The sequence below is a fragment of the Actinomadura sp. 7K534 genome, from assembly GCF_004348575.1.
GTDB classification, from domain to species: domain Bacteria; phylum Actinomycetota; class Actinomycetes; order Streptosporangiales; family Streptosporangiaceae; genus Spirillospora; species Spirillospora livida.
Map to the genome: position 1 here is coordinate 1 of NZ_SMKB01000025.1, position 21,656 is coordinate 21,656.

The 21,656-nt window shown below is 72.8% G+C and carries 17 protein-coding genes; 3 read left to right on the top strand and 14 right to left on the bottom strand.

The window, feature by feature from the left end:
• Positions 1-371: 371 nt before the first annotated feature.
• The 11 genes from E1266_RS07920 to E1266_RS07970 all read right to left on the bottom strand — a co-directional run bounded on the left by E1266_RS07920 (position 372) and on the right by E1266_RS07970 (position 13,347).
• On the bottom strand, positions 372-1,232 hold the full coding sequence (locus E1266_RS07920; protein WP_132045318.1) for a TIGR03936 family radical SAM-associated protein: 861 nt from the start codon (positions 1,230-1,232) through the stop codon (positions 372-374).
• A gap of 193 nt (positions 1,233-1,425) precedes the next feature.
• Positions 1,426-3,348 carry a TIGR03960 family B12-binding radical SAM protein gene (locus E1266_RS07925; protein ID WP_132045320.1) on the bottom strand — a complete coding sequence of 641 codons (1,923 nt, stop codon included), beginning with the start codon at positions 3,346-3,348 and terminating at the stop codon, positions 1,426-1,428.
• A 52-nt stretch (positions 3,349-3,400) separates the two neighbouring features.
• The gene (gene rodA, locus E1266_RS07930) at positions 3,401-4,570 is read right to left on the bottom strand and encodes a rod shape-determining protein RodA (RefSeq protein ID WP_132045322.1); all 1,170 of its coding nucleotides are present in this window, start codon (positions 4,568-4,570) and stop codon (positions 3,401-3,403) included.
• A gap of 25 nt (positions 4,571-4,595) precedes the next feature.
• Positions 4,596-6,668, bottom strand: coding sequence for a penicillin-binding protein 2 (gene mrdA, locus E1266_RS07935; RefSeq protein ID WP_132045324.1), 2,073 nt, complete (start codon positions 6,666-6,668; stop codon positions 4,596-4,598).
• The gene (gene mreD / locus E1266_RS07940) at positions 6,665-7,264 is read right to left on the bottom strand and encodes a rod shape-determining protein MreD (protein ID WP_132045326.1); all 600 of its coding nucleotides are present in this window, start codon (positions 7,262-7,264) and stop codon (positions 6,665-6,667) included. The genes mrdA and mreD overlap by 4 nt, the downstream gene beginning before the upstream one ends.
• A 1-nt stretch (position 7,265) precedes the next feature.
• Complete coding sequence (gene mreC, locus E1266_RS07945; protein WP_132045328.1) at positions 7,266-8,270, bottom strand: rod shape-determining protein MreC; 1,005 nt, start codon at positions 8,268-8,270, stop codon at positions 7,266-7,268.
• Positions 8,271-8,323: 53 nt separating this feature from the next.
• Entirely contained in the window at positions 8,324-9,346 is a 1,023-nt protein-coding gene (locus E1266_RS07950; RefSeq protein WP_308427986.1) for a rod shape-determining protein, read from the bottom strand.
• Between the two features lie 192 nt (positions 9,347-9,538).
• On the bottom strand, positions 9,539-9,949 hold the full coding sequence (ndk, locus tag E1266_RS07955) for a nucleoside-diphosphate kinase (RefSeq protein WP_132045330.1): 411 nt from the start codon (positions 9,947-9,949) through the stop codon (positions 9,539-9,541).
• A 45-nt stretch (positions 9,950-9,994) separates the two neighbouring features.
• Positions 9,995-11,509, bottom strand: coding sequence for a hypothetical protein (locus E1266_RS07960; RefSeq protein ID WP_132045332.1), 1,515 nt, complete (start codon positions 11,507-11,509; stop codon positions 9,995-9,997).
• Between the two features lie 103 nt (positions 11,510-11,612).
• On the bottom strand, positions 11,613-11,969 hold the full coding sequence (locus tag E1266_RS07965; protein ID WP_132045334.1) for a DUF4233 domain-containing protein: 357 nt from the start codon (positions 11,967-11,969) through the stop codon (positions 11,613-11,615).
• Between the two features lie 7 nt (positions 11,970-11,976).
• Positions 11,977-13,347, bottom strand: coding sequence for a folylpolyglutamate synthase/dihydrofolate synthase family protein (locus E1266_RS07970; protein WP_132045402.1), 1,371 nt, complete (start codon positions 13,345-13,347; stop codon positions 11,977-11,979).
• Between the two features lie 108 nt (positions 13,348-13,455).
• Between E1266_RS07970 and E1266_RS07975 the strand changes: the two genes are divergently transcribed.
• Entirely contained in the window at positions 13,456-14,658 is a 1,203-nt protein-coding gene (locus tag E1266_RS07975; protein WP_132045336.1) for a hypothetical protein, read from the top strand.
• On the opposite strand, the gene E1266_RS07980 is transcribed toward E1266_RS07975, so the two are convergent.
• Together E1266_RS07980 and E1266_RS07985 are read right to left on the bottom strand one after the other, a co-directional pair.
• The gene (locus E1266_RS07980; protein ID WP_132045338.1) at positions 14,627-15,466 is read right to left on the bottom strand and encodes a hypothetical protein; all 840 of its coding nucleotides are present in this window, start codon (positions 15,464-15,466) and stop codon (positions 14,627-14,629) included. The two genes, E1266_RS07975 and E1266_RS07980, sit on opposite strands and share 32 nt — an antisense overlap.
• A 303-nt stretch (positions 15,467-15,769) precedes the next feature.
• On the bottom strand, positions 15,770-18,388 hold the full coding sequence (locus E1266_RS07985) for a valine--tRNA ligase (protein ID WP_132045340.1): 2,619 nt from the start codon (positions 18,386-18,388) through the stop codon (positions 15,770-15,772).
• Between the two features lie 234 nt (positions 18,389-18,622).
• Here E1266_RS07985 and E1266_RS07990 point away from each other — a divergent pair, with 234 nt between their 5' ends.
• Complete coding sequence (locus tag E1266_RS07990) at positions 18,623-19,411, top strand: sensor histidine kinase (protein ID WP_132045342.1); 789 nt, start codon at positions 18,623-18,625, stop codon at positions 19,409-19,411.
• Positions 19,408-20,061, top strand: coding sequence for a response regulator transcription factor (locus E1266_RS07995; RefSeq protein WP_132045344.1), 654 nt, complete (start codon positions 19,408-19,410; stop codon positions 20,059-20,061). Before E1266_RS07990 ends, E1266_RS07995 begins: the two co-directional genes overlap by 4 nt.
• A gap of 184 nt (positions 20,062-20,245) precedes the next feature.
• Here E1266_RS07995 and clpX read toward each other — a convergent pair whose 3' ends face one another.
• Positions 20,246-21,520 carry an ATP-dependent Clp protease ATP-binding subunit ClpX gene (clpX, locus tag E1266_RS08000; protein WP_131951512.1) on the bottom strand — a complete coding sequence of 425 codons (1,275 nt, stop codon included), beginning with the start codon at positions 21,518-21,520 and terminating at the stop codon, positions 20,246-20,248.
• Positions 21,521-21,656: the final 136 nt, after the last annotated feature.

The window sequence follows — 21,656 nt, forward strand, 5'->3', positions numbered from 1 at the left end:
CGCTCTCCACGTCCGGCGGGGGGCCGGCGGGGCGCTTCGCGCGGCGGGGACGCGTCGTCACGCCGTTCGCGTTCTCCTGGGTCTCCGTTTCGGTGTTCTCGTGGTCGGCTGTGCCGTTGTCGGTGCCTTCGGCCGTGGCCGAATCGGCTTCGTTCTCACGCATCCGGGCAATCTCCCGTCAGGCTCCCGGGCGCGTCCGCGTCGCTCCGCCCGGGGGCGGATCGGTGCGGTGCGCCGCACGAGAGCTCTCCGTCAGTCGTCGGCGTCGTCACTGCCGGACGGTGGTCCGGCCATGACGACGAAGTCGTCGGGGGTGCGCCCGCCGTACCCTGCGGGACCGGTTCCGTGCAGCCACGGCTTCGGTCTCACGGTCAGGCGCTGACGGCATCCGCGCTCGCGGGGTCCCCGGGCTGCGGCCGCTGCGGGCCACGGGCCGTCTCGGCGTCGTCGCCGGACGGCAGGCCGATCTCCCGGTCGGGATCCAGAGGATCCGCGAGGCCACCGGTGTCCGCGTCGAGGGGCCCCTGCGCCAGCCTGGTCACCAGCGGGGGTGACGGCGGCGCGAGGTCGGCGACCTGGCGCAGTCCGGTGAGGATGTCGTCGGGTCGTACGGCCGGTGTGGAATGCCGAACAACCATTCGAAGTATCGCACAAGGGGCATCGGCCGCTCGGGCGGCGCGCCGGTCCAGCTCACAGGAGTGCACGGCGGCGCGCACGTCGAAACGGCGTCGTCCCTTCTTGGTGAGGCGCTCGACCTCGATGGACCCGGCGTCCATGAACGCGGCCACGGCGGCGGCGGCATCGTCGGATGACACGCCCTCCAGCCGGATCCGCCATTCGGACGCCTCAAGCCGATCGGTGAACGCGCCGGGTTTCGGCTGCGCACTTCCGTCGCTTCCCGCCCGTACCGGCACGACATCGACGATGTCGAGCCCGGGGGGCAGTGCCGCGTCGAGATCGGCCCGCACCCGCGCAGGGTCGCGGGTCTCGGTGAGCCCGATTTCGAGGTACTCGGCCTCGCTGGCCACCCCTGTCGCCGCCGCACCCGCGTACGAGATCTTCGGGTGGGGGGTGAATCCGCCGCTGAACGCGACAGGGATCCCGGCGCGCCTGACGGCGCGTTCCACGGCCCGGGAAATGTCGCGGTGGCTCGTGAACCGCAGCCTGCCCCGCTTGGTGTAGCGGACGCGCAGTCGCTGGGTCACGGGGGCCGGCGCCGGACCCTCCGGCATGGGTGCCAGGGTTCTGGTCCTTCCTACTCGTGGCGAGTCGAAATATAGGTCTCCCTATAGAGTACGGGTCGCCGGGCGGCCTTTGGCCCGGGGGCGGCCCCGCGAACCCGGGAGCCGCGCTGTTCAGGGCGTTCGCGCGGCCGTTTTCGGGCATCCGCCTCCCGGGCGGGGCGGAACACCGGCCCGCGGACGGTCAGACGACCGACAGCGGCAGCAGCTTCCTGCCCGTGGGGCCGATCTGGATCTCGGTGCCCATCGTGGGGCAGACGCCGCAGTCGTAGCAGGGCGTCCAGCGGCAGTCCTCGACCTCGGTCTCGTCGACGGCGTCCTGCCAGTCCTGCCAGAGCCACTCGCGGTCGAGCCCGGCGTCGAGGTGGTCCCACGGGAGGACCTCGACCTCGTCGCGCTCCCGGACCGTGTACCAGTCGAGGTCCACGGGCTCGTCGGCCAGTGCCTTCTGTGCGCAGTTCGTCCAGCGCTCGTAGGAGAAGTGCTCGCTCCAGCCGTCGAAGCGGCCGCCGTCCTCCCACACCGCGCGGATGACCTTGCCGACCCGGCGGTCGCCGCGCGACAGCAGGCCCTCCACGATGGACGGCTGCCCGTCGTGGTAGCGCAGGCCGATGGCGCGGCCGTACTCCTTGTCGCCGCGCAGGGCGTCCTTGAGGGCGCGCAGGCGGCGGTCGACGGTCTCGTGGTCGCACTGCGCGGCCCACTGGAACGGGGTGTGCGGCTTGGGGACGAACCCGCCGATGGAGACCGTGCAGCGGATGTCCTTGCGGCCGGTGGCCTCCCGCCCGGCCCGGATGACGCGCTTGGCCATGTCGGCGATCGCGAGGACGTCCTCGTCCTCCTCGGTCGGCAGCCCGCACATGAAGTACAGCTTGACCTGGCGCCAGCCGTTCTCGTACGCGGTGGTGACGGTGCGGATCAGGTCGTCCTCGGTGACCATCTTGTTGATCACCTTGCGCATCCGCTCGGACCCGCCCTCGGGCGCGAACGTCAGGCCGGAGCGGCGCCCGCCCCGGGAGAACTCGTTGGCGAGCGTGATGTTGAAGGCGTCCACGCGGGTGGACGGCAGCGACAGCGAGGTGTTGGTGCCCTCGTACCGGTCGGCGAGGCCCTTGGCGACGTCGCCGATCTCGCTGTGGTCGGCGCTGGACAGGCTGAGCAGCCCGACCTCCTCGAACCCGGACTCCTTGAGGCCCTGGTCGACCATGTCGCCGATCGTGGTGATCGACCGCTCCCGCACCGGACGGGTGATCATCCCCGCCTGGCAGAACCGGCAGCCGCGCGTGCAGCCGCGGAAGATCTCCACGCTGAACCGCTCGTGGACGGTCTCGGCCAGCGGGACCAGCGGCTTCTTCGGGTACGGCCACTGGTCGAGGTCCATGACGGTGTGCTTCTCGATCCGCCACGGGACGCCCGGGCGGTTCGGCGCGACCCGCTGGATCCGGCCGTCCGGCAGGTAGCCGACGTCGTAGAAGCGCGGCACGTAGACGCCGCCGGACGCGGCGAGGCGCAGCAGCAGCTCGTCCCGGCCGCCGGGCTCCCCCTCGGCCTTCCACTCGCGGACGACCTCGGTGATGCCGAGCGCGATCTCCTCGCCGTCGCCGAGGACGGCGGCGTCGATGAAGTCGGCGATCGGCTCGGGGTTGAACGCGGCGTGCCCGCCCGCGATGACGATCGGGTGGTCGCCGGTGCGGTCCGCGGCGTCCAGCGGGATGCCGGCCAGGTCGAGGGCCGTCAGCAGGTTGGTGTAGCCGAGCTCGGTGGAGAACGACACGCCGAAGACGTCGAACGCGGTGACCGGGCGGTGCGCGTCCACGGTGAACTGCGGGATGCCGTTGGCGCGCATGACGGCCTCCATGTCGGGCCAGACCGAGTAGGTCCGCTCCGCCAGCACGCCGTCGCGCTCGTTCAGGATCTCGTAGAGGATCTGGACGCCCTGGTTCGGCAGCCCGACCTCGTAGGCGTCCGGGTACATCAGCGCCCAGCGGACCTCGGCCGCGTCCCAGTCCTTGACCTGGGAGTTCAGCTCGCCGCCAACGTACTGAATCGGCTTCTGCACGCTCGGGAGCAGCGGCTCCAGACGCGGGAAGAGCGACTCGACCGGCATGACGGAATCCTCTGTGCAGGGGACGTGGGATGCACGCCCAGCCTACCGCCGCTCAGTCGAAGGCGCGGCGGCGTACGTGCACCGCCTGCAGCAGCCCGAACGCGATCATGTTGGCGAAGGTGGCGGATCCGCCGTAGGACACGAACGGCAGCGGCAGCCCGGTGATCGGCATGATGCCGAGCGACATCCCGACGTTCTGGAACGTCTGGAAGCCCAGCCAGCACACGACGCCGGTCGCGACCAGCGTCCCGAACAGGTCGGCGGCCTGGGTCGCGATGCGCAGCCCGCGCCACAGCACCACGCCGAGCAGCACGACGATGACGGCGCCGCCGACGAAGCCGAGCTCCTCCCCCGCGACCGTGAAGATGAAGTCGGTCTGCTGCTCGGGGACGAAGTGCCCGCCGGTCTGCTCGCCCTGGAACAGGCCCTTGCCGAACACGCCGCCCGACCCGACCGCGATGCGGGCCTGCCGGGCGTTGTAGCCGGCGCCGCGCGGGTCGGCCTCCGGGTTCATGAACGCCGTGAAGCGGTCGATCTGGTACTGCTCCAGCAGGCCGAACAGCAGCACCGCGGCGATCGCGAGCGCGCCGGCGCCGACCAGTCCGGCGAGCCACCTCTTGCGCACGCCGGACACCGTCAGCATCCCGAACATCACCGCGATGAACACGAGCGTGGTGCCGAGGTCGGGCTGCAGGATGATCAGCACCGCGGGCACGCCGGCCAGCACGAGCGCGAGCAGGACGTCGCGGACGCCGGGGCCGATCTCGCCGTCGCGCGGCTCGCCGAGGATCATCGCGAGCAGGACCACGATGCCGACCTTGGCGAACTCCGAGGGCTGGACCTGGAACCCGCCGCCGAGCACGATCCACGAGTGCGACCCGTTGATCGTCTCGCCGAGCGGGCTGAGGACGGCGACCAGGCCCACGCAGGCCACCCCGTACAGGATGGGGACGTAGGCGCGCAGCAGCCGGTAGTCCAGGACGGTGACGACGCCGCCGAGCACGAACCCGATCAGCAGGTTCAGGACGTGCCGCTTGACGAAGCCCTCCGGGTCCTTGCCCTGCTCGGCCAGCCCCTGGAACGTCGCCGACCGCACCAGCAGCGCGCCGACCACCGACAGCACCACCACGGCCACCAGCAGCGGCCAGTCGAGCCGCCGCATCACCGCGACCCGGCTGGTCCAGTGCCGCCGCTCCCCGTAGCCCTCGACGGCCCCGCTCATCGCCCCGCCTCCGCCCGGCCGGTGCTCACGGCGCGGTCTCCGAGCCGGGGAGCTTGGGGATGTCGGTGGGCAGCCTGCCGTCCTCCAGGATCGGCTCGCTGTCCTTCGTGCCGTACATGGCCTCCCAGACCTTGCGGACGATGGGCGCGGCCGTCTGCGCGCCGAAACCGCCCTGGGAGACCATCGCGACCACGGCGTAGCGCGGGCTCTTCACCGGACCGAAGGACGCGAACCAGGACATGTCCGCGTTGCCGTAGCGTTCGGCGGTCCCGGTCTTGCCGGCCACGCCCACGCGCTTGAGGTCGAACCCGGCGAACGCCCCGCCGGCGGTGCCGTCCGTGGGCACCTCGGCGAGCGCCTTGCGCATGTAGGCGAGGACCTTCTCGTCGATGGGCACCCGCGCGGGCTCCGGGGCGTCGATCCGCTCGGCGACCGAGCCGTCGGGCCGGACGACCGCGACGCCGACGCGCGGCGTGTACAGCTTCCCGCCGTTGGCGATCGCGGCGTAGGCGCGGACGAGCTGCAGCGGTGTCACCAGCACGTTGCCCTGCCCGATCGACAGGTTCGCCGCGTCGCCGGCGCGCCACACGTAGCCCTCGACGCAGTTCTCGGCGGCGATGGCCTTGAGGTAGGCGGCGCGGCCCGGGTCGGTCTTGGCGACGTCCGGGTAGCCCTCCTTGGCGCCCCGGCAGTTGGCCTCCCTGGTCGCCTCCCAGTACTGGCGTTTCCACGGCGCGTCGGGGATGCGGCCGCTGCTCTCGCTCGGCAGGTCGATCCCGGTGCGGGCGTCGAAGCCGAAGCCGCGCGCCATCTCCACCATCGGGTTCTTCGCGTCCGGCGGGGCGTTCCGGCCGCCGTTGCGGAGCCACATCTCGTGCGCGAACTTGTAGAAGATCGTGTCGCAGGACTTCACGAGGGCCGTGTGCAGGTTCATCGAGCCGAGGTTGGCGCCCTGGAAGTTGTTGAACGCGCGGCTGCCGACCATGTACGAGCCGGGGCAGTTGTAGGTGCCGTGCAGGTCGTAGCCCGCCTTCACCGCGGCGGCCATCGACGAGACCTTGAACGTCGAGCCCGGCGGGCCCTGCCCCTGCGTCACCCGGGAGATCAGGGGGCTGTTGTTCTTCTCGCCCAGGAGCTCGTCGTACTTCTTCTGGGAGATGCCGCCCGTCCAGACGCTCGGGTCGTAGCTCGGGAAGCTCGCCATCGCGACCATCCGGCCGGTGCGCACGTCCATGACCACGGCGGCGCCGGAGTCGGCGGGCCGGCCGCCCTGCCGCGCCGCCTTGATCCCCTCTTCCAGCGCCTTCTCGGCCGCGCCCTGCACCCCGGCGTCGATGCTGGTCACGAGGTGGTTGCCGGGGACGGGCTCCTTCTTCTCGGCGATGCCGGTGACGCGGCCCTGCGCGTCGACGAGAACGCGGCGGTAGCCGGCCTCCCCGCGCAGCGCCTTGTCGTACTGGGCCTCCAGCCCGTCGCGTCCGACGAGGTCGACGCCGCTGTAGCCGGTGACCTTCAGCCCTTTGCGCTTGTCGAGCTCCTCCTGGGTGACGGGCTGCAGGTAGCCGAGGGTCTGGACGGCGCTCGCGCCCTCCGGCTCGGGGTAGGCCCGGACGGGCTGGATCTGCGCGGTGACGCCGGGGAAGTCCTCCTGGCGCTCCATGATCTGCAGGGCGCGCTGGGGGTCGGCGTGGTCCTCGACGGGGATCGGCTGGTACGGGGAGCCGGGCCAGCAGGGCCGCTGGACCGTGGGGCTGCACAGCCGGCTCCGCTTGTCGATCTCGTCCTGGGACATCCCGAGGACCTTCGCGAGGCGCCGCAGGACGGCCTCGCCGCCGTCGTCCTGCCGCGACAGCGTGGTCCGGTCGACGGACACGACCAGGGAGCTGGTGTTGCGGGCGAGGGGCCGCCCCCGGTCGTCGAGGATCATGCCGCGCAGGGCGGGGACGACGATGTCGCGCATGCGGTTCTGGGCGGCGATGTCCCGGTAGTGGTCGCCTTCCAGGACCTGCAGCGTCCACATGCGCCCGACCAGGACGAGCAGCAGGGCGCCGACCATCACGTACAGGACGACGAGGCGGAAGTGGGTGCGCGAGTTCACAGGCCGCCACCCCGGCCGGACATGGCGCGGTAGCGGGCGACGGGCACGGAGAGGCCGTCCCCCCGGGACCGTTCGCCGCGTTCGTACCGGCGGGTGGCGCGCAGCACCGCCCACACCACGAACGGGCTGGCGAGCACGGTGTAGAGGACCTGCAGCGGCACCATGCTGGAGACCGTCGCCCACTCGGCGCGCGGGTCGCCGAGCATCATCCCCGTCCCCGCGTACAGGACGGTCCCGGCGAGGGCGCCCGCGGCGACGGCGAAGAACGGCACGGCCGACTGCCGGTCCATCTCGGTGGACGCGACGCCGCACAGGTAGCCGATGAGGCAGTACACCAGCGCGTACCGGCCGAGGGTGTGGTCGGCGGGCGGGATGATGTCGGCGGCCAGGCCGGCCAGGAACCCGGTGACCATCCCGGTCATCGACCCGGCGACGAGCGCCAGCGCCACGACCGCCAGCAGCACCAGGTCGGGCTGGACGCCGCCGGGCAGCGGCAGCCGGTTCGCAACCGACACCTGCAGGATCAGCGCCGCCACGATCAGCAGCGCGGTCACCGCGGTGCGGCCGGCCGGCGACGCCTCGGGTGGGTTCAGCACGTCAGTCCCCCGCGTTCGGTTCTGTGGACGGACTCCGCGACCCGCTCGGCCGGGGCGACGGATCGTCGCCGCGCGGGCTCTGCGACGGCCGGGCCGACGGGCTCGCGCTCGGCGTGGCGGGCGGCTTCGGCTTCGGGGGCAGGACGGCGTCCCGGGGGTTCCTCTTCGGTGGCGCGACGACGACGGCGACCACGTCCAGGCTGGTGAAGCGCACGAACGGGCGGACGTAGGCGGTGCGGGTCAGGCCGCCGGTGGAGCGTTCGATCCGCTCGACGACGCCGATCGGGACGCCCGGGACGAACGGCCGCTGGCCCTGCGACCCGAGCGTGACGATCCGCTGCCCGACATGGATCGGGGCGGCGGCGTCCAGGAGCTGGAAGCGCAGCGGCGTCTCGCTCTGGCCGCCGAGGCCGCGGCGCCCGCCGCCCTGCACGATCCCGATCTCCTTGGAGCCCTCCAGGCGGGACCCGATCGAGGAGGTCTGGTCGGTGGCGAGCAGCACGGTCGCCGTAGCGGGCCCGACGCGGATGACGCGGCCGACGAGGCCCTCCGCGCTCAGCACGGTCATGTCGCGCTTGACACCGTTGCGGCTGCCCGCGTCGATCGTGACGGTGTCCTCGAAGCCCTGCCCGGCGGAGATCACCTGCCCGGCGAGGACCTTGTAGCCGCCCATCCCGGCGGTGCCGAGGAGCCGCTGGAGCTGCGCGGCCTTGTCCTCGTCGATGCGGGCGCCGCGCAGCCGCTCGCGCAGCTCCTGGTTCTCGCGCTCCAGCCGGTCGGCGCGGCGCCGCTGGCCGGGCGCGTCGCCGATCGTCTCGAAGGTGTCGGTGACCGGCCGCACGACGGACGCCGACGCCCGCTCCACGGGGCCGAACACCGTCGCGCCGATGCCGCGCAGGCCGCGCAGCGGGGAGTCGTCCCCGCCGCGATGGTCAATGGTGATCATCGCCAGCGCCACGACGAGCAGCGCGCCGAGGACCACGCGGGTGCGCCGGGTGTCCTTCACCCACCGACCTCCGGTTTCCTAGTCCGCCCGGGTCCTAGTCCATCGGGGGGTGTTCAGTGCCGCGGCTCCGGTACGAGCACCTGCCGGAGCTCCTCGAAGTCCTCGACGCACTTGCCGGTGCCGAGGACCACCGAGTCGAGCGGGTTGTCCACGAGGTGGATCGGCATCCCGGTCTCCTCGCGGAGCCGCTCGTCGAGGTTCTTCAGCAGCGCGCCGCCGCCGGTCAGCGCGATCCCGCGGTCCATGATGTCGCCGGACAGCTCCGGCGGGCACTTGTCGAGGGTGGTCTTCACCGCGTCCACCACGGAGTTGACCGGCTCCTCGATCGCGCGCCGGACCTCCTCGGCGGAGATCACCACGGTCTTCGGCAGCCCGCTGACCAGATCGCGCCCGCGGATCTCGGCGTGCGGCTCCTCGTCGCCGCCGGGATAGGCCGACCCGATCGCCATCTTGATCTCTTCGGCGGTACGTTCCCCGAGCATCAGCGAGTACTCCTTCTTGGAGAAGGAGATGATCGCCTGGTCGAGCTCGTCGCCGCCGACGCGGACCGACTGGCTGGTGACGATGCCGCCGAGGGAGATGATCGCGACCTCGGTGGTGCCGCCCCCTATGTCGACGACCATGTTGCCGGTCGGCTCGTAGACGGGCAGGCCGGAGCCGATCGCGGCGGCCATCGGCTCCTCGATGATGTAGACGCGGCGGGCGCCGGCCTGGTAGCCGGCCTCCTTCACCGCGCGCTGCTCCACCCCGGTGATCCCGCTCGGCACCGCCACCACGATCCGCGGTTTGGCGAAGTGCCGGCGCTTGTGGACCTTCTGGATGAAGTAGCGCAGCATCCGTTCGGTGACGTCGAAGTCGGCGATGACGCCGTCCTTGAGCGGGCGGACCGCGACGATGTTGCCGGGTGTGCGGCCGATCATCCGCTTCGCCTCGATGCCCACCGCGACGATCTTCCCCGTGTTGGTGTTGATCGCCACCACGGACGGTTCGTTGAGGACGATGCCACGCCCGCGCACGTACACCAGGGTGTTGGCAGTACCGAGATCGACCGCCATGTCACGGCCAAGGAACGACAACTTGTTACCCATGAAGAAAGGGAGCCCTTCATGATTGACGGGCGTGTATAGCGGCTTGTCCATCGTAACGCGCGGCCGCGTCCGCGGGCAGTAAGCGCGCCGCCGCGCGTCGCCCAAAAAACGGCCCCTGACCTGCCCGGGCGACTAAAGGAAGTGTCGGCCCAGGGGTCGATCCCCTGGGCCTGGACATGATCAGCCCAGCTCGGGGAAGAAGAGCTTGATCTCGCGGTCGGCGGAGTAGGTGGAGTCCGAGCCGTGGACGACGTTCTCCCCGATCTCCAGGGCGAAGTCGCCGCGGATCGTGCCGGGCGACGCGCTCACCGGGTCGGTGGCGCCGGCCAGCGAGCGGAACGCCTCAATAGCGCGCGGGCCCTCGACGACCATCGCGACGAGCGGGCCGCCGGTGATGAACTCGACCAGTTCCCCGAAGAACGGCTTGCTGGCGTGCTCCTCGTAGTGCGACTCGGCCGTTTCCCTGGTCAGGGTGCGGAGTTCCAGCGCGACGAGCTTCAGGCCCTTGCGCTCGATACGGGAGATGACCTCACCGATGACGCCGCGGCGGACGCCGTCGGGCTTGACAAGAACGAGAGTGCGCTCGGACACGGGTGGTTCTCCTTGGGAATTTCGGTTTGTGCAAGCGCGCGAATACTACCCGCCCCCAGGCTCCGCGGACGCCTTACCGGGGAGAGTCGCGCCGTGCGCCGGGGCGCGTCGCGCGCGTGCGCGCGCGGTCGCGGCGGCCAGGAGGACGGCCGCCCCCGCGGCGATCACGAGCCACAGTTGGTAGGCGTCGAGGAGCGCGCCCGCCCGCTGCGTCTCGGTCACCGGCCGCTGCCTTGTCAGCCTGGATGCCTCCAGGGACAGCACGAGGAGCTGCCCGGCCAGCAGCGCCGGGAAGCACAGGGACAGGCCGAAGAGCGCGGCGCCGACGCCCGCGCCGCGCAGGGAGGCGGCGAGCGCGAGCCCGGCGCCCGCGCCGAGCGGGACGAGCGGCAGGAGCGGCGTCCAGCGGTCGTGCGGGGTGCCGGCGAGGCCGAGGAGCAGCCCCGTGGCCATCAGGCAGTAGCCGAGCGGGACGGCGCGGCGCGCCGGGGCGCGGGTCGAGGCGAGCGCTCCGGCGACCGCGGCGGCCGCCGCGAGCGCGAAGGGGAGGGCGGGCACGGCCGCGCCGTCGCCCCGGACGTGGGCTGTGGCGGAGAGCAGACCCGTCATCGGTCCCGCGACCGGGAGGCAGAGCAGGCCCACGGCGATCATGACGATCGCGCATCCTTCCGGGCTGCCCGCCGCGGCGTCCCGCCCGCCGGCGACCGCGAGGGCGAGCAGGGCGGCGAGCGCGGCCACCGCCACGACCAGCCGCGCGCCGGGCGACCAGTCGTGCGCGGCGACGACGGCGAGGAACGTGAACCCGGCCGTGGGAGCGAGCGGGAGGAGCAGACCGCCGCGCTCGGCCTGCCGGGCGGCGGGCAGCGCCCACGAGCAGCGCCCGCGCAGTAGCCGGTAGCCGGACGCGGCGATGACGGCGGCCGCCGCGGGCCACGAGACGGGGGCGAGGGCGGCGCGCCAGTCGGGGACGGCCGTGCCCGCGGCGGGCGGCGGGACGGCGCTCAGCGCGAGCGGCATCGCGAGGATCAGCATGCCCGCGAAGACGCCCGCCCAGGCGGCGGTGAGGCCGCGGCTCCCGCGCTCCCAGACGATGACGAGGGAGGCGGGGAGCACGATGCCCGCGCCCACGCCCTGCACCGCCCGGACGGCCGCCACCAGCGGCACCGAGGGGACGAACCGCGCGGCGACCAGGCCGGCGAGCAGCACGGCGGCGCCGGTGGCGAGCACGGCCCAGGCGGGGAGGCGGCGGGCGGCCAGGGCGGCGAGCGGCACCGTGAGCAGGAGGGCGGGGAGGGCGCAGCCGGTGGCGCGCAGCAGGGCGGGGACCTCGGCGTCGCCGAGTGCGAGCGCGCTCGCCGCGGCGGGGACGACGTTGTAGACGGCGTCGGGGACCACGAGCACGGCGGCGGGCAGCGCGGTGAGGGCCGGCAGCAGGGCGCCGAGCGCCGCGAGCCGCGTCCGGGCCCCGCCCTCCGGCGGCGCGCTCGCGGACGGTGTGTTCGGCGCGCCGGTGGACGGCGCTTCTTCGGACAGGGCCCCGCTCCTTCGCCGGGTCGCCATCCACCGAACGCGCTTTTTCCGGAAAGGGAAGAATGCCGGATTCAGCGGATTAATTCGGTTCGCCGGCCCGGCGGATGGAAAGGGGGTGCGGTCCCCCGCGAATTTAGCGCGCCTGAACGGCCGCCGCCTTGCGTCCGAGCCAAATGGCCGTCCCCCAGAGCGCGCCGAAGACGGCGCCGAGGAAGAACATGGCGGGCACCATGAACCCGGTCGCGATGATCAGGACCTGCAGCACGGTCCCGGCCGCGACCGCCCACGGGAAGCGCAGCAGCCCGGCCAGCACCAGGCAGGCGACGGCCAGGCCGCCGCAGACGGCGCCGGCGGTGCCGCCGTCGACGTCCATGATGGACACCGCCACCGGGATCGCCAGGGCGATCACGATGGCCTCGCAGGCCAGCACGGTGGCGAACAGCGTCCGCGCCGGGTTGGCGGCCCTGTCGGCGGTCCTGTCGGCGCTCATGCGGCCGTCACCGTCCTTCCGCTACGCGCAGGAGTGTCCGGGCGTCGCCGGCGGTGACCACCGAACCGGTGATCAGGACGCCGGCGCCGCGGTACTCGCCGGTCTCCTCGGCGAGCCCGATGGCCCGGTCGATCGCGTCGTCCAGCCGCGGGGCGAGATGGACCCGCTCGGGGCCGAAGATGCTCCCGGCCAGCTCGGCCAGCTCCTCGGGCGGCATCGAGCGGGGCGAGGAGTTGCGGGTCACCACCAGCTCCGCCAGGACGGGTTCCAGCTGGTCGAGGACGCCCGCCACGTCCTTGTCGGCGGCGATGGCGAGCACCCCGGCGAGCCGGGTGAAGCCGAACGACTCGGTGACCGTGGCGACGGTCGCGGCCATCCCGGCCGGGTTGTGCGCGGAGTCGAGCAGGACGGTCGGCCCGGTGCGCGCGACCTCCAGCCGCCCCGGCGACAGCGACTTGGCGAACCCGCTGCGCACCAGCGCCGGGTCGAGCTGCCCCTGCTCCCCGCCGAGGAAGGACTCGCCGGGCGCGATGCGGGTCGCGGCCTCCAGGTTCGGCTCCCCCCTGGTCGGCGCGCCGCTGGCGAACGCCTCGACGGCGGCGAGGGCCGTCGCGGCGTTGCCGGCCTGGTGCTCGCCGAACAGCGGGAGGAAGATCTCGTCGTAGACGCCGTGCAGGCCCTGGAGTCGGATCTGCTGCCCGCCCACGGCGATGTCGCGGCTCAGCACGCCGTACTCGACGCCCTCGCGCGCCGCCGCGGCGCCGGTCTCCACGACCCGCCGCAGCAGCACCTCCGCCGCCTCGACCGGCTGCTGCGCCAGCACCGCGACCGACTGCGGCTTGATGATCCCCGCCTTCTCCCCGGCGATGTCCTCCAGCGTGTCGCCGAGGTAGCGGGTGTGGTCGAGCCCGATCGGGGTGATCACGGCGACGGCGCCGTCCGCCACGTTGGTGGCGTCCCAGGCGCCGCCCATGCCGGCCTCGACCACCGCGACGTCGACCGGCGCGTCGGCGAACGCCGCGTACGCCATCGCGGTGAGGACCTCGAAGAAGGACAGGCCGGCCTGGTGCTTGCCGTCGATCAGCTGGACGTAGGGGAGCACGTCCCGGAACGCCTCGGTGAAGCGCTCCTCGCTGAGCGGCTCCCCGTCGATCGCGATGCGCTCGCGCAGCGCGGTCAGCTCGGGGCTGGTGAACAGCCCGGTGCGCAGGCCGCGCTCGCGCAGCAGCGACTCGATGAGCCGGGCGGTGCTGGACTTGCCGTTCGTCCCGGCGATGTGGATCACCGGGTAGGCGCGGTGCGGCTCGCCGAGGACGTCGACGAGGTCCCGGATGCGGTCGAGCGTGGGGTCGATCTCCCACTCGACCCCCCGGGCCATGATCGCGGCGACGGTGCTGCGGTAGTCGGTCGGCTCGGGTACCTGGCTCACGTTCACAGAGCCTACTCGGCGGGTGCCGGTGGTCCCGTCCGGCACCACACTGGAGGCATGGACGTGTTCTACCGGGAATGGGAGGGCCGCGGTCCGGGCGAGACCCGCGATATCGCACGGGCGCGCGCGCTGGCGGGCGTTCTCGGCCTGCTCGCGCCGGAAGTGCCCGTTCTGACCGTCGTGGGGTCGAAAGGTAAGGGAACGGCGGCGACGTACGCTTCGGCATTCCTGGCCGCGGCCGGGCTGCGCGTGTGCACGGTCACGAGCCCCTCTCTGCGCACGGACCGCGAAAGGATCAGGGTGGACGGCCGCGCAGTCTCCGAAGCGGAACTCGCCTCCCTGGCGGACGCACTCGGCGAGGGCGTCGCCGCGCTCCCGCCGCCCGCTGCCGGGTACCTGTCGCCCGCCGGGCTGTTCACCCTCGCGGGCGTCCTGCACGCGCGGCGCGCCGGAGCGGACGCGGTCGTCCTGGAGGCGGGGATGGGCGGACGGTCCGACGAGGTCGCGCTGTTCCCGCCGGACGTCGCCGCGATCACGCCGGTCTTCCTCGAACACACCGGCGTGCTCGGGGAGACCGCGGCGGAGATCGCGCGGGAGAAACTCGGTGTGGCGGGGCCGGGGACGCTCGTCCTGTCGGCGCCGCAGTCCCCGGAGGTCACCGGCGCGCTCGGTGCCGTGGAGCGCGTCGCAGAGGGCCGCAGCGGGCTCGCGGCGGACCTGCTGCCCGCAGGGCTGGGACGCGCCAGCGCCGAACTGGGCGTCGCCGCGGCCCGGCGCCTTCCCGGCGTCGCCGAGCCCCCGGCCGAGACTCTCCGGGACGTCATGGCGTCGGTCGCGCTACCGGGGCGGCTGTCCACGCATGACGTGCCCGGCTCGGCGACGCGGCTGCTCGTCGACTCCGCCATCGACCGGACGGGGATCGCCGCCGCCCTCGCGGAGGCGCGGCGCGCCTGGGGAACGATCGACCACGCCGTCGTCTGCCTCCCCGACCACAAGGACCTCGACGGGGCCGTCGCCGAACTGGGCGGGCTGCCCGTGACGTTCGTGCGGCTCGCGCTGCCGCACCTGCGGTTCACCCGCGCGCTGCCGCCCGAGTGGGACGTCATCGGCCCGGACGCCGTCACCCCTGAGTCCCTCGCGACGCTCGGGCACCGCGTCGTCGCGCTCGGCACCGGCTACTTCACCGGGCTCGTCCTGGACGCGGTGGACGCCGGCACCGAGCGGCTGTTCAGGGCTTCGGCTTCTCCACGTCGTTCCTGATCCGGCGCATGACGTCCGCCATCAGCGGGAACTGCGGGTTCAGCGTGGCCCGGTTGGAGGCCACGACGCCGTAGGAGTCCCGGGTCGCCCACGCGCAGAAGGTGTGGGTCTGGGCGAGGACGGAGAACGTCCCGCAGACGGCCTTGCCGCCGCGGTTCCCGGGGTCGGCGTCCTGCCCGGCGATGAACGTCGTGGGCTGCACCTTCTGCAGGAACTCCTCGGGGTCGCCGACGGGGCCCGTACCGCCCATGAACAGGACGTTGACCGGCCGCGCGGGCTCCTCGCCGTAGACGGCCTCGCCGCGTTCGGAGACCGGGATGCCGGCGGCCCTGATCGCCGCCGCGACGAACGGGTACGCCGCGCTGGCCTGCGGCGGGGTCAGCGGGTCCTTGGCGAGGCCGCCCGCGCTCCCGCCCGCCTCGATCACCTTCCCGGACGCCGGGTCGCCGGTGGTGCGGGCGTCCCGGCCGGCGCTGCCGCCGGCCTCGCCGTCCAGCCGGAACACGAACACGCCCACCACCAGGGCACCGGCCGCGACGGCGGCCAGTCCCGCGCCCAGGACGACCCAGGGCAGCCGCTTCTTACCGCCGGGCGGCGCGCCCGCCGGTGCCCGGCCGGGGACGGCGCGGAGCGGGCCGGTGCCGTCCGGGACGACACCGTGCGGCCCCGTACCGTCCGGGAGGACGCCGAGCGGGCCCGTGCCGTCCGGCAGGACTCCGTGCGGGCCCGTGCCGCCGACCATCGGGTGGGCGCCCGAGCCGTTCGGGCCCGCCGGGATCGTGTGCGGGCCGGTTCCGTTCGCGCCCATCGGCATCTGCTGCGGACCCGTCCCGTCTCCCGATTCGGCCGACCACCACGGACGCGAGCCGCCCCAGGGCGCCGGCGCGGCAGGGAGCCGCTCCGGAGCTTCCCCGCCCTCGACGACCTGCGGCGCGTTCAGGTCATCACCGGATGCGGATTCCGGCGTGTCGGACCGAGGTGGTGATTCGGCCATTGCACTCCTGATGGTTCATGTCCTGGCAAAAGCCCGCTTGCCCACCCGGATCGTAGCCGCGCCGGGCCGGGCGCGCCGACCCTTCGCTGGGCCGGACCGCGCCGTCGCTCCGCGTCATCACCCCGGCAGGGCGGTGAGCTGCGCCTCCAGCCGCCCGATGTCGGCCTCGGCCTGCGCCAGCCGCGCCCGGTTCTTGGCGACGACGGCCTCGGGCGCCTTCGCCATGAACGCCTCGTTGCCGAGCTTGCGGGTCGCCTGCTCGACCTCCTTGCGGGCGGCGGCGAGGTCCTTCTCCAGCCGCTTGCGCTCGGCGGCCACGTCGATGGCGCCCGCGGTGTCGAGCCGGACGGCGACGCCCTCGACCGGCAGGGACGCCGTGGCCGCGAAGCCCTCGCCCGGCTCGGTGAGCCGCAGCAGCGCCCGGACGCCCTCCTCGTGCGCCGCGAGCGGCGAGGCGCCCCACTCCAGCGACGCGGCGACCTTCTGCCCCGGCTTGAGGCCCTGGTCGGCGCGGAACCGGCGGACCTCGGTGACGAGGCGCTGTAGCGACTCGACCACGGTCTCCGCCGCCCGGTCGGCCCGCGCGGGCTCGGCGGACGGCCACGGCGCGGTGACGACGGTGGCGCCCCCGGTCAGCGACGTCCACAGCTCCTCGGTGACGAACGGGATCACCGGGTGCAGCAGCCGCAGCAGGTTGTCGAGGACCTCGCCCAGGACGCGGCGCGTCGGCTCGGCCCGCTCGTCCGCGAGCTGGACCTTCGCGAGCTCCACGTACCAGTCGCAGACCTCGTCCCACGCGAAGTGGTAGAGCGTCTCGCACGCCTTCGCGAAGTCGTAGCCCGCCAGGTGCGCGTCCACCTCGGCGATGACGGTCTGGAGGCGCGACAGGATCCAGGCGTCCACGGTCGTCACCTCCGCGGGCATCTTCCCGCGGACGTGGGCGCCGTTGATCAGCGCGAACCGCGTCGCGTTCCACAGCTTGTTGCAGAAGTTGCGCGACCCCTGGGCCCACTGCTCCGCCACCGGGACGTCGCCGCCCGGGTTCGCGCCGCGCAGCAGCGTGAAGCGGGTCGCGTCGGCGCCGTACGCGTCGATCCAGTCGAGCGGGTCGATGACGTTCCCGAACGACTTCGACATCTTCTTGCCGAACTGGTCGCGGACCATCCCGTGCAGGGCGATGGTGTCGAACGGCTGGACGCCGTCCATCGCGTACAGCCCGAACATCATCATCCGGGCGACCCAGAAGAACAGGATGTCGTAGCCGGTGACCAGCACCGACGTCGGATAGAACCGCTTCAGCTCGGGCGTCTCGCCGGGCCAGCCCAGGGTCGAGAACGGCCACAGCGCCGAGGAGAACCAGGTGTCGAGGACGTCGGAGTCCTGCGTCCAGCCGGCGGGCGGCTCCTCGTCCGGTCCCGGGCAGACGACCTCGCCGTCCGGCCCGTACCAGACCGGGATGCGGTGCCCCCACCACAGCTGCCGGCTGATGCACCAGTCGTGCATGTTGTCGACCCACTCGAAGTAGCGGGCCGCCATCTCCGGCGGGTGGATCGTGACGCGGCCGTCGCGGACGGCGTCGCCCGCGGCCTTCGCCAGCGACTCGACCTTCACGAACCACTGCAGCGACACGCGCGGCTCGACGACCGTGGCGCAGCGCTGGCAGTGCCCGACCGAATGCTCGTAGGGGCGGACCTCCTTGACGATCCGGCCCTGCTCGCGCAGCGCCGCCACCACCGCGGGCCGCGCCTCGAACCGGTCGAGCCCCTCGAACGGGCCGGACGCGGTGACGACGCCGCGCTCGTCCATGATCGTCAGGGATTCCAGCGAGTGCCGGCGGCCGATCTCGAAGTCGTTCGGGTCGTGCGCCGGGGTCACCTTCACCGCGCCCGTGCCGAACTCCGGGTCGACGTGCTCGTCGGCCACGACGGGGATGCGGCGGCCGGTCAGCGGAAGCTCGATCTCCCGGCCGACCAGGTGCGCGTACCGCTCGTCGCCGGGGTGGACGGCCACCGCGGTGTCGCCGAGCATCGTCTCGGCCCGCGTGGTCGCGACGACGATCCCGTCCTCGCCGGACCCGTACCGGATCGACACCAGCTCGCCGTCGACGTCCTCGTGCTCGACCTCGATGTCCGACAGGGCCGTCAGGCAGCGCGGGCACCAGTTGATGATGCGCTCGGCCCGGTAGATCAGCCCGTCGTCGAACAGCCGCTTGAAGATCGTCCGGACGGCGGTGGCACGTGCGTCGTCCATCGTGAACGCCTCGCGCGTCCAGTCGACGCTGTCGCCGAGGCGGCGCATCTGCCCGAGGATCCGCCCGCCGGACTCGGCCTTCCACTCCCACACCCGCTCGACGAACGCCTCGCGCCCGAGGTCGTGCCGCGACACGCCCTCCTTGGCCAACTCGCGCTCCACCACGTTCTGGGTGGCGATGCCCGCGTGGTCCATGCCGGGCAGCCACAGCGTCTCGTGGCCGAGCATCCGGTGCCGGCGGACCAGGGCGTCCTGGATCGAGTGGTCGAGCGCGTGCCCCATGTGCAGCGAGCCGGTGACGTTCGGCGGCGGGATCACGACCGAGAAGTGCGGCCGGCCGGGCGCACGGCCGGGGTCGGCGGTGAACAGCCCCTCCGATACCCACCGCTCGTAGAGGCGGCCTTCAACGTCCGCCGGACGGTACTGGGTGGGCAGGTCGACGTCCGCTGCGGCCCCCTGGCCGCGCTCAGTACTGGGCTGTGTCACGGCTGAAGATTCTACGGGGGCCGGACGTGTGCCAGGCCCACCGGGCAGGCGCACGGAGAGCCCGCGGCCACGCCCCCGCCGCACGGCCCGCCCGGCGCGGCGACCGATCGCGGACCGGGTCGGGAAGCGTTTCCCGTGAGGGTCGGGACACAGGTCACCTGACACCGGGTCGCCGCACCGGAAAGGGTGGCGGAAAACGTCCGCGACGGCGGGGCGCGAAGGGAGAGGGACGGGATGCGAGCGGTACTGGCACGCGCCGCCGTGCTGGCCGGCGCGTTCACCGCGGGGGCCGTGACGGCACGTGCCGCGACCCTCCCTCACCTCCGCAGCCTCACCGCCGACCTGCAGCGCTCCCGGGAGCGGATCCTCGCCAGCCGGGAGGAGGAGCGGCGCCGGCTGCGGCACGACCTGCACGACGGGCTCGGGCCGACCCTGGCCAGCCTCGCGATGTCGCTGGACGCGGCGCGCATCACGCTCGCCGTCGAGCCGGAGCGGATGGACCCGCTGCTCGCCGACGTCCGGGACCGGCTCGCCACGGCCGTCGGGGAGATCCGCGACCTGGCGCACGGCCTGCGCCCGCCCGCGCTGGACGACCTGGGGCTCGTCGCCGCCATCGAGTCGATCGCCGAGGGCTGCTGCGAGCGGGTGGACGTGCGGTTCGACGACGAGCACCTGGAGCTGCCCGCGGCGGTGGAGGTGGCGGCGTACCGGATCGTGCAGGAGGCGCTGACGAACGTCCGGCTGCACGCGCCGGGGAGCACCGCGACGGTCCGGCTGTCCCGGGACACCGAGTTGCGGATCGTGGTGGCCGACACCGGCCCGGGGCTCCCCGACTCGTCCCGCAACGGCGGGCAGCCGGGGTCGCGGCGCGGGCTGGCCGCGATGAAGGAGTGGGCCGCGGAGGTCGGCGGCCACTGCGTGATCACGTCCCGCAACGGCGGCGGGACCCTGGTCTCGGCCCGGCTGCCGCTGGCCGCGGCGGAGTACCATCGGCCTTCCATGGGGAAGGGCGGGCGTAGATGAGCGAGAACATCCGTGTTCTCATCACCGACGACCACCCGGTGTTCAGGCAGGGCCTCAAGGGGCTGCTGCACGCGCTGGGGGTGGAGGTCGTCGGCGAGGCCGAGAACGGCCCGGACGCGGTGCGGCTGTCGGCCGAGCTGCAGCCGGACGTCGTCGTGATGGACCTCCACATGCCCGGCGGCAACGGCATCGAGGCCACCCGCACCATCACCCGCACCAGCCCGCGCATCGGCGTCCTGGTCCTGACGATGTTCCGCGACGACGACTCGGTGTTCGCGGCGATGCGCGCCGGCGCACGCGGCTACCTGCTGAAGGAGTCCGGCGCCGAGGAGATCGCCCGCGCGGTGAAGGCGGTCGCCGCGGGCGAGGCCATCTACGGCCCCGAGATAGCCCGCCGCGTCCTGACGTACTTCACCGACATGCCCGACCCGCGCCGGGCCGCGTTCCCGGAGCTCACCGAACGCGAACGCGAGGTGCTCGCGCTGATCGCCCAGGGCCGCAACAACGCCGAGATCGCCGGAACCCTCTTCCTCAGCCAGAAGACGGTCCGCAACCACGTCTCGAACATCTTCATGAAGCTGCACGTCGCCGACCGCGCGCAGGCGATCGTCGTGGCCCGCGAGGCCGGCCTCGGCGAATCGCGGCACTGACCCCGCCCGCTCACCCGCGCCCGTACTCGGCGAGCTCCTCAGGCGTCCCGAAAAAGGCGTCGCCGCGGGCGCGGCTCCGCGTGGGCCGCGGCGAACAGCCGGCCGTCCACGCGCCCGGCGCGGCGGATGTGCCGCCCGGCGGCGGCCACGACCGCCTCGGCGCTCGGCCGGCCGTTCGCCCCGGTCAGGCGCTCTTCTCGCGCGGCTCGCGCTTCGGGCGGTCGCGTGGGACGAGGGTCGGGTTGACATGCTCCAGGACGGCCTCGCGGGTGATCACGACGCGGGCGACGTCCTGGCGGCTCGGCACCTCGTACATCACCGAGAGCAGGACCTCCTCCATGATGGCGCGGAGCCCGCGGGCTCCGGTGCCGCGGAGGATGGCCTGGTCGGCGATCGCCTCCAGGGCGTCGTCGGTGAACTCCAGGTCGACGCCGTCGAGTTCGAAGAGGCGGTGGTACTGGCGCACCAGCGCGTTCTTCGGCTCGGTGAGGATGTTGATCAGGGCGTCGCGGTCCAGGTTGTGGACGGACGTGATCACCGGGAGCCGGCCGATGAACTCGGGGATGAGCCCGAACTTCAGCAGGTCCTCCGGCATGACGTCGCCGAAGATGGCCGACGACTCCTCGAAGTCGGACTTGGAGCGGATCTGGGCGCCGAAGCCCATGCCCTGCTTCCCGACCCGGGACTCGACGATCTTCTCCAGGCCGGCGAACGCGCCACCGCAGATGAACAGCACGTTCGTGGTGTCGATCTGGATGAACTCCTGATGGGGGTGCTTGCGTCCGCCCTGCGGCGGGACGCTCGCGGTGGTGCCCTCCAGGATCTTGAGCAGGGCCTGCTGGACGCCCTCACCCGAGACGTCCCTGGTGATCGACGGGTTCTCGCTCTTGCGGGCGATCTTGTCGACCTCGTCGATGTAGATGATCCCGGTCTCGGCCTTCTTGACGTCGTAGTCGGCCGCCTGGATCAGTTTGAGGAGGATGTTCTCGACGTCCTCCCCGACGTATCCGGCCTCCGTCAGCGCCGTGGCGTCCGCGATCGCGAACGGGACGTTGAGGAGTTTGGCGAGGGTCTGCGCGAGGAGCGTCTTGCCGGATCCGGTGGGGCCCAGCAGCAGGATGTTGGACTTGCCCAGTTCGACCGGGTCGTCCCTGCCGGTGTCGCCCGACTGGATCCGCTTGTAGTGGTTGTACACGGCGACGGACAGCGCCTTCTTCGCCGTGTCCTGCCCGATGACGTAGGAGTCCAGGAACTCGTAGATCTCCCGCGGCTTGGGCAGGTTGTCCCACTTGAGGTCGGAGGTCTCGGAGAGCTCCTCCTCGATGATCTCGTTGCAGAGATCGATGCACTCGTCGCAGATGTACACGCCCGGACCCGCGATGAGCTTCTTGACCTGCTTCTGGCTCTTACCGCAGAACGAGCACTTCAGCAGATCACCACCGTCGCCGATGCGTGCCACCCAACTGTCTCCTTTTCGTGGGGCCGCCCGCCCTGGAGGATGCGGCGCAGCTCGGTTGCGTCCCGAAGGCTCTCGACGTTGGAATCGACGTTACCGCCTCCGACGGACTTGGAAAGCCCCTCGCCCGGAAGTGTGG

What these genes read in the sequence shown, in the direction of transcription:
- E1266_RS07920 (WP_132045318.1), bottom strand. Translation starts at nt 1,232, where the DNA reads ATGCCGGAGGGTCCGGCGCCGGCCCCCGTGACCCAGCGACTGCGCGTC.
- E1266_RS07925 (WP_132045320.1), bottom strand. Translation starts at nt 3,348, where the DNA reads ATGCCGGTCGAGTCGCTCTTCCCGCGTCTGGAGCCGCTGCTCCCGAGC.
- rodA (WP_132045322.1), bottom strand. Translation starts at nt 4,570, where the DNA reads ATGAGCGGGGCCGTCGAGGGCTACGGGGAGCGGCGGCACTGGACCAGC.
- E1266_RS07960 (WP_132045332.1), bottom strand. Translation starts at nt 11,509, where the DNA reads ATGGCGACCCGGCGAAGGAGCGGGGCCCTGTCCGAAGAAGCGCCGTCC.
- E1266_RS07965 (WP_132045334.1), bottom strand. Translation starts at nt 11,969, where the DNA reads ATGAGCGCCGACAGGACCGCCGACAGGGCCGCCAACCCGGCGCGGACG.
- E1266_RS07970 (WP_132045402.1), bottom strand. Translation starts at nt 13,347, where the DNA reads ATGGCCCGGGGGGTCGAGTGGGAGATCGACCCCACGCTCGACCGCATC.
- E1266_RS07975 (WP_132045336.1), top strand. Translation starts at nt 13,456, where the DNA reads ATGGACGTGTTCTACCGGGAATGGGAGGGCCGCGGTCCGGGCGAGACC.
- E1266_RS07980 (WP_132045338.1), bottom strand. Translation starts at nt 15,466, where the DNA reads ATGGGCGCGAACGGAACCGGCCCGCACACGATCCCGGCGGGCCCGAAC.
- E1266_RS07990 (WP_132045342.1), top strand. Translation starts at nt 18,623, where the DNA reads ATGCGAGCGGTACTGGCACGCGCCGCCGTGCTGGCCGGCGCGTTCACC.
- E1266_RS07995 (WP_132045344.1), top strand. Translation starts at nt 19,408, where the DNA reads ATGAGCGAGAACATCCGTGTTCTCATCACCGACGACCACCCGGTGTTC.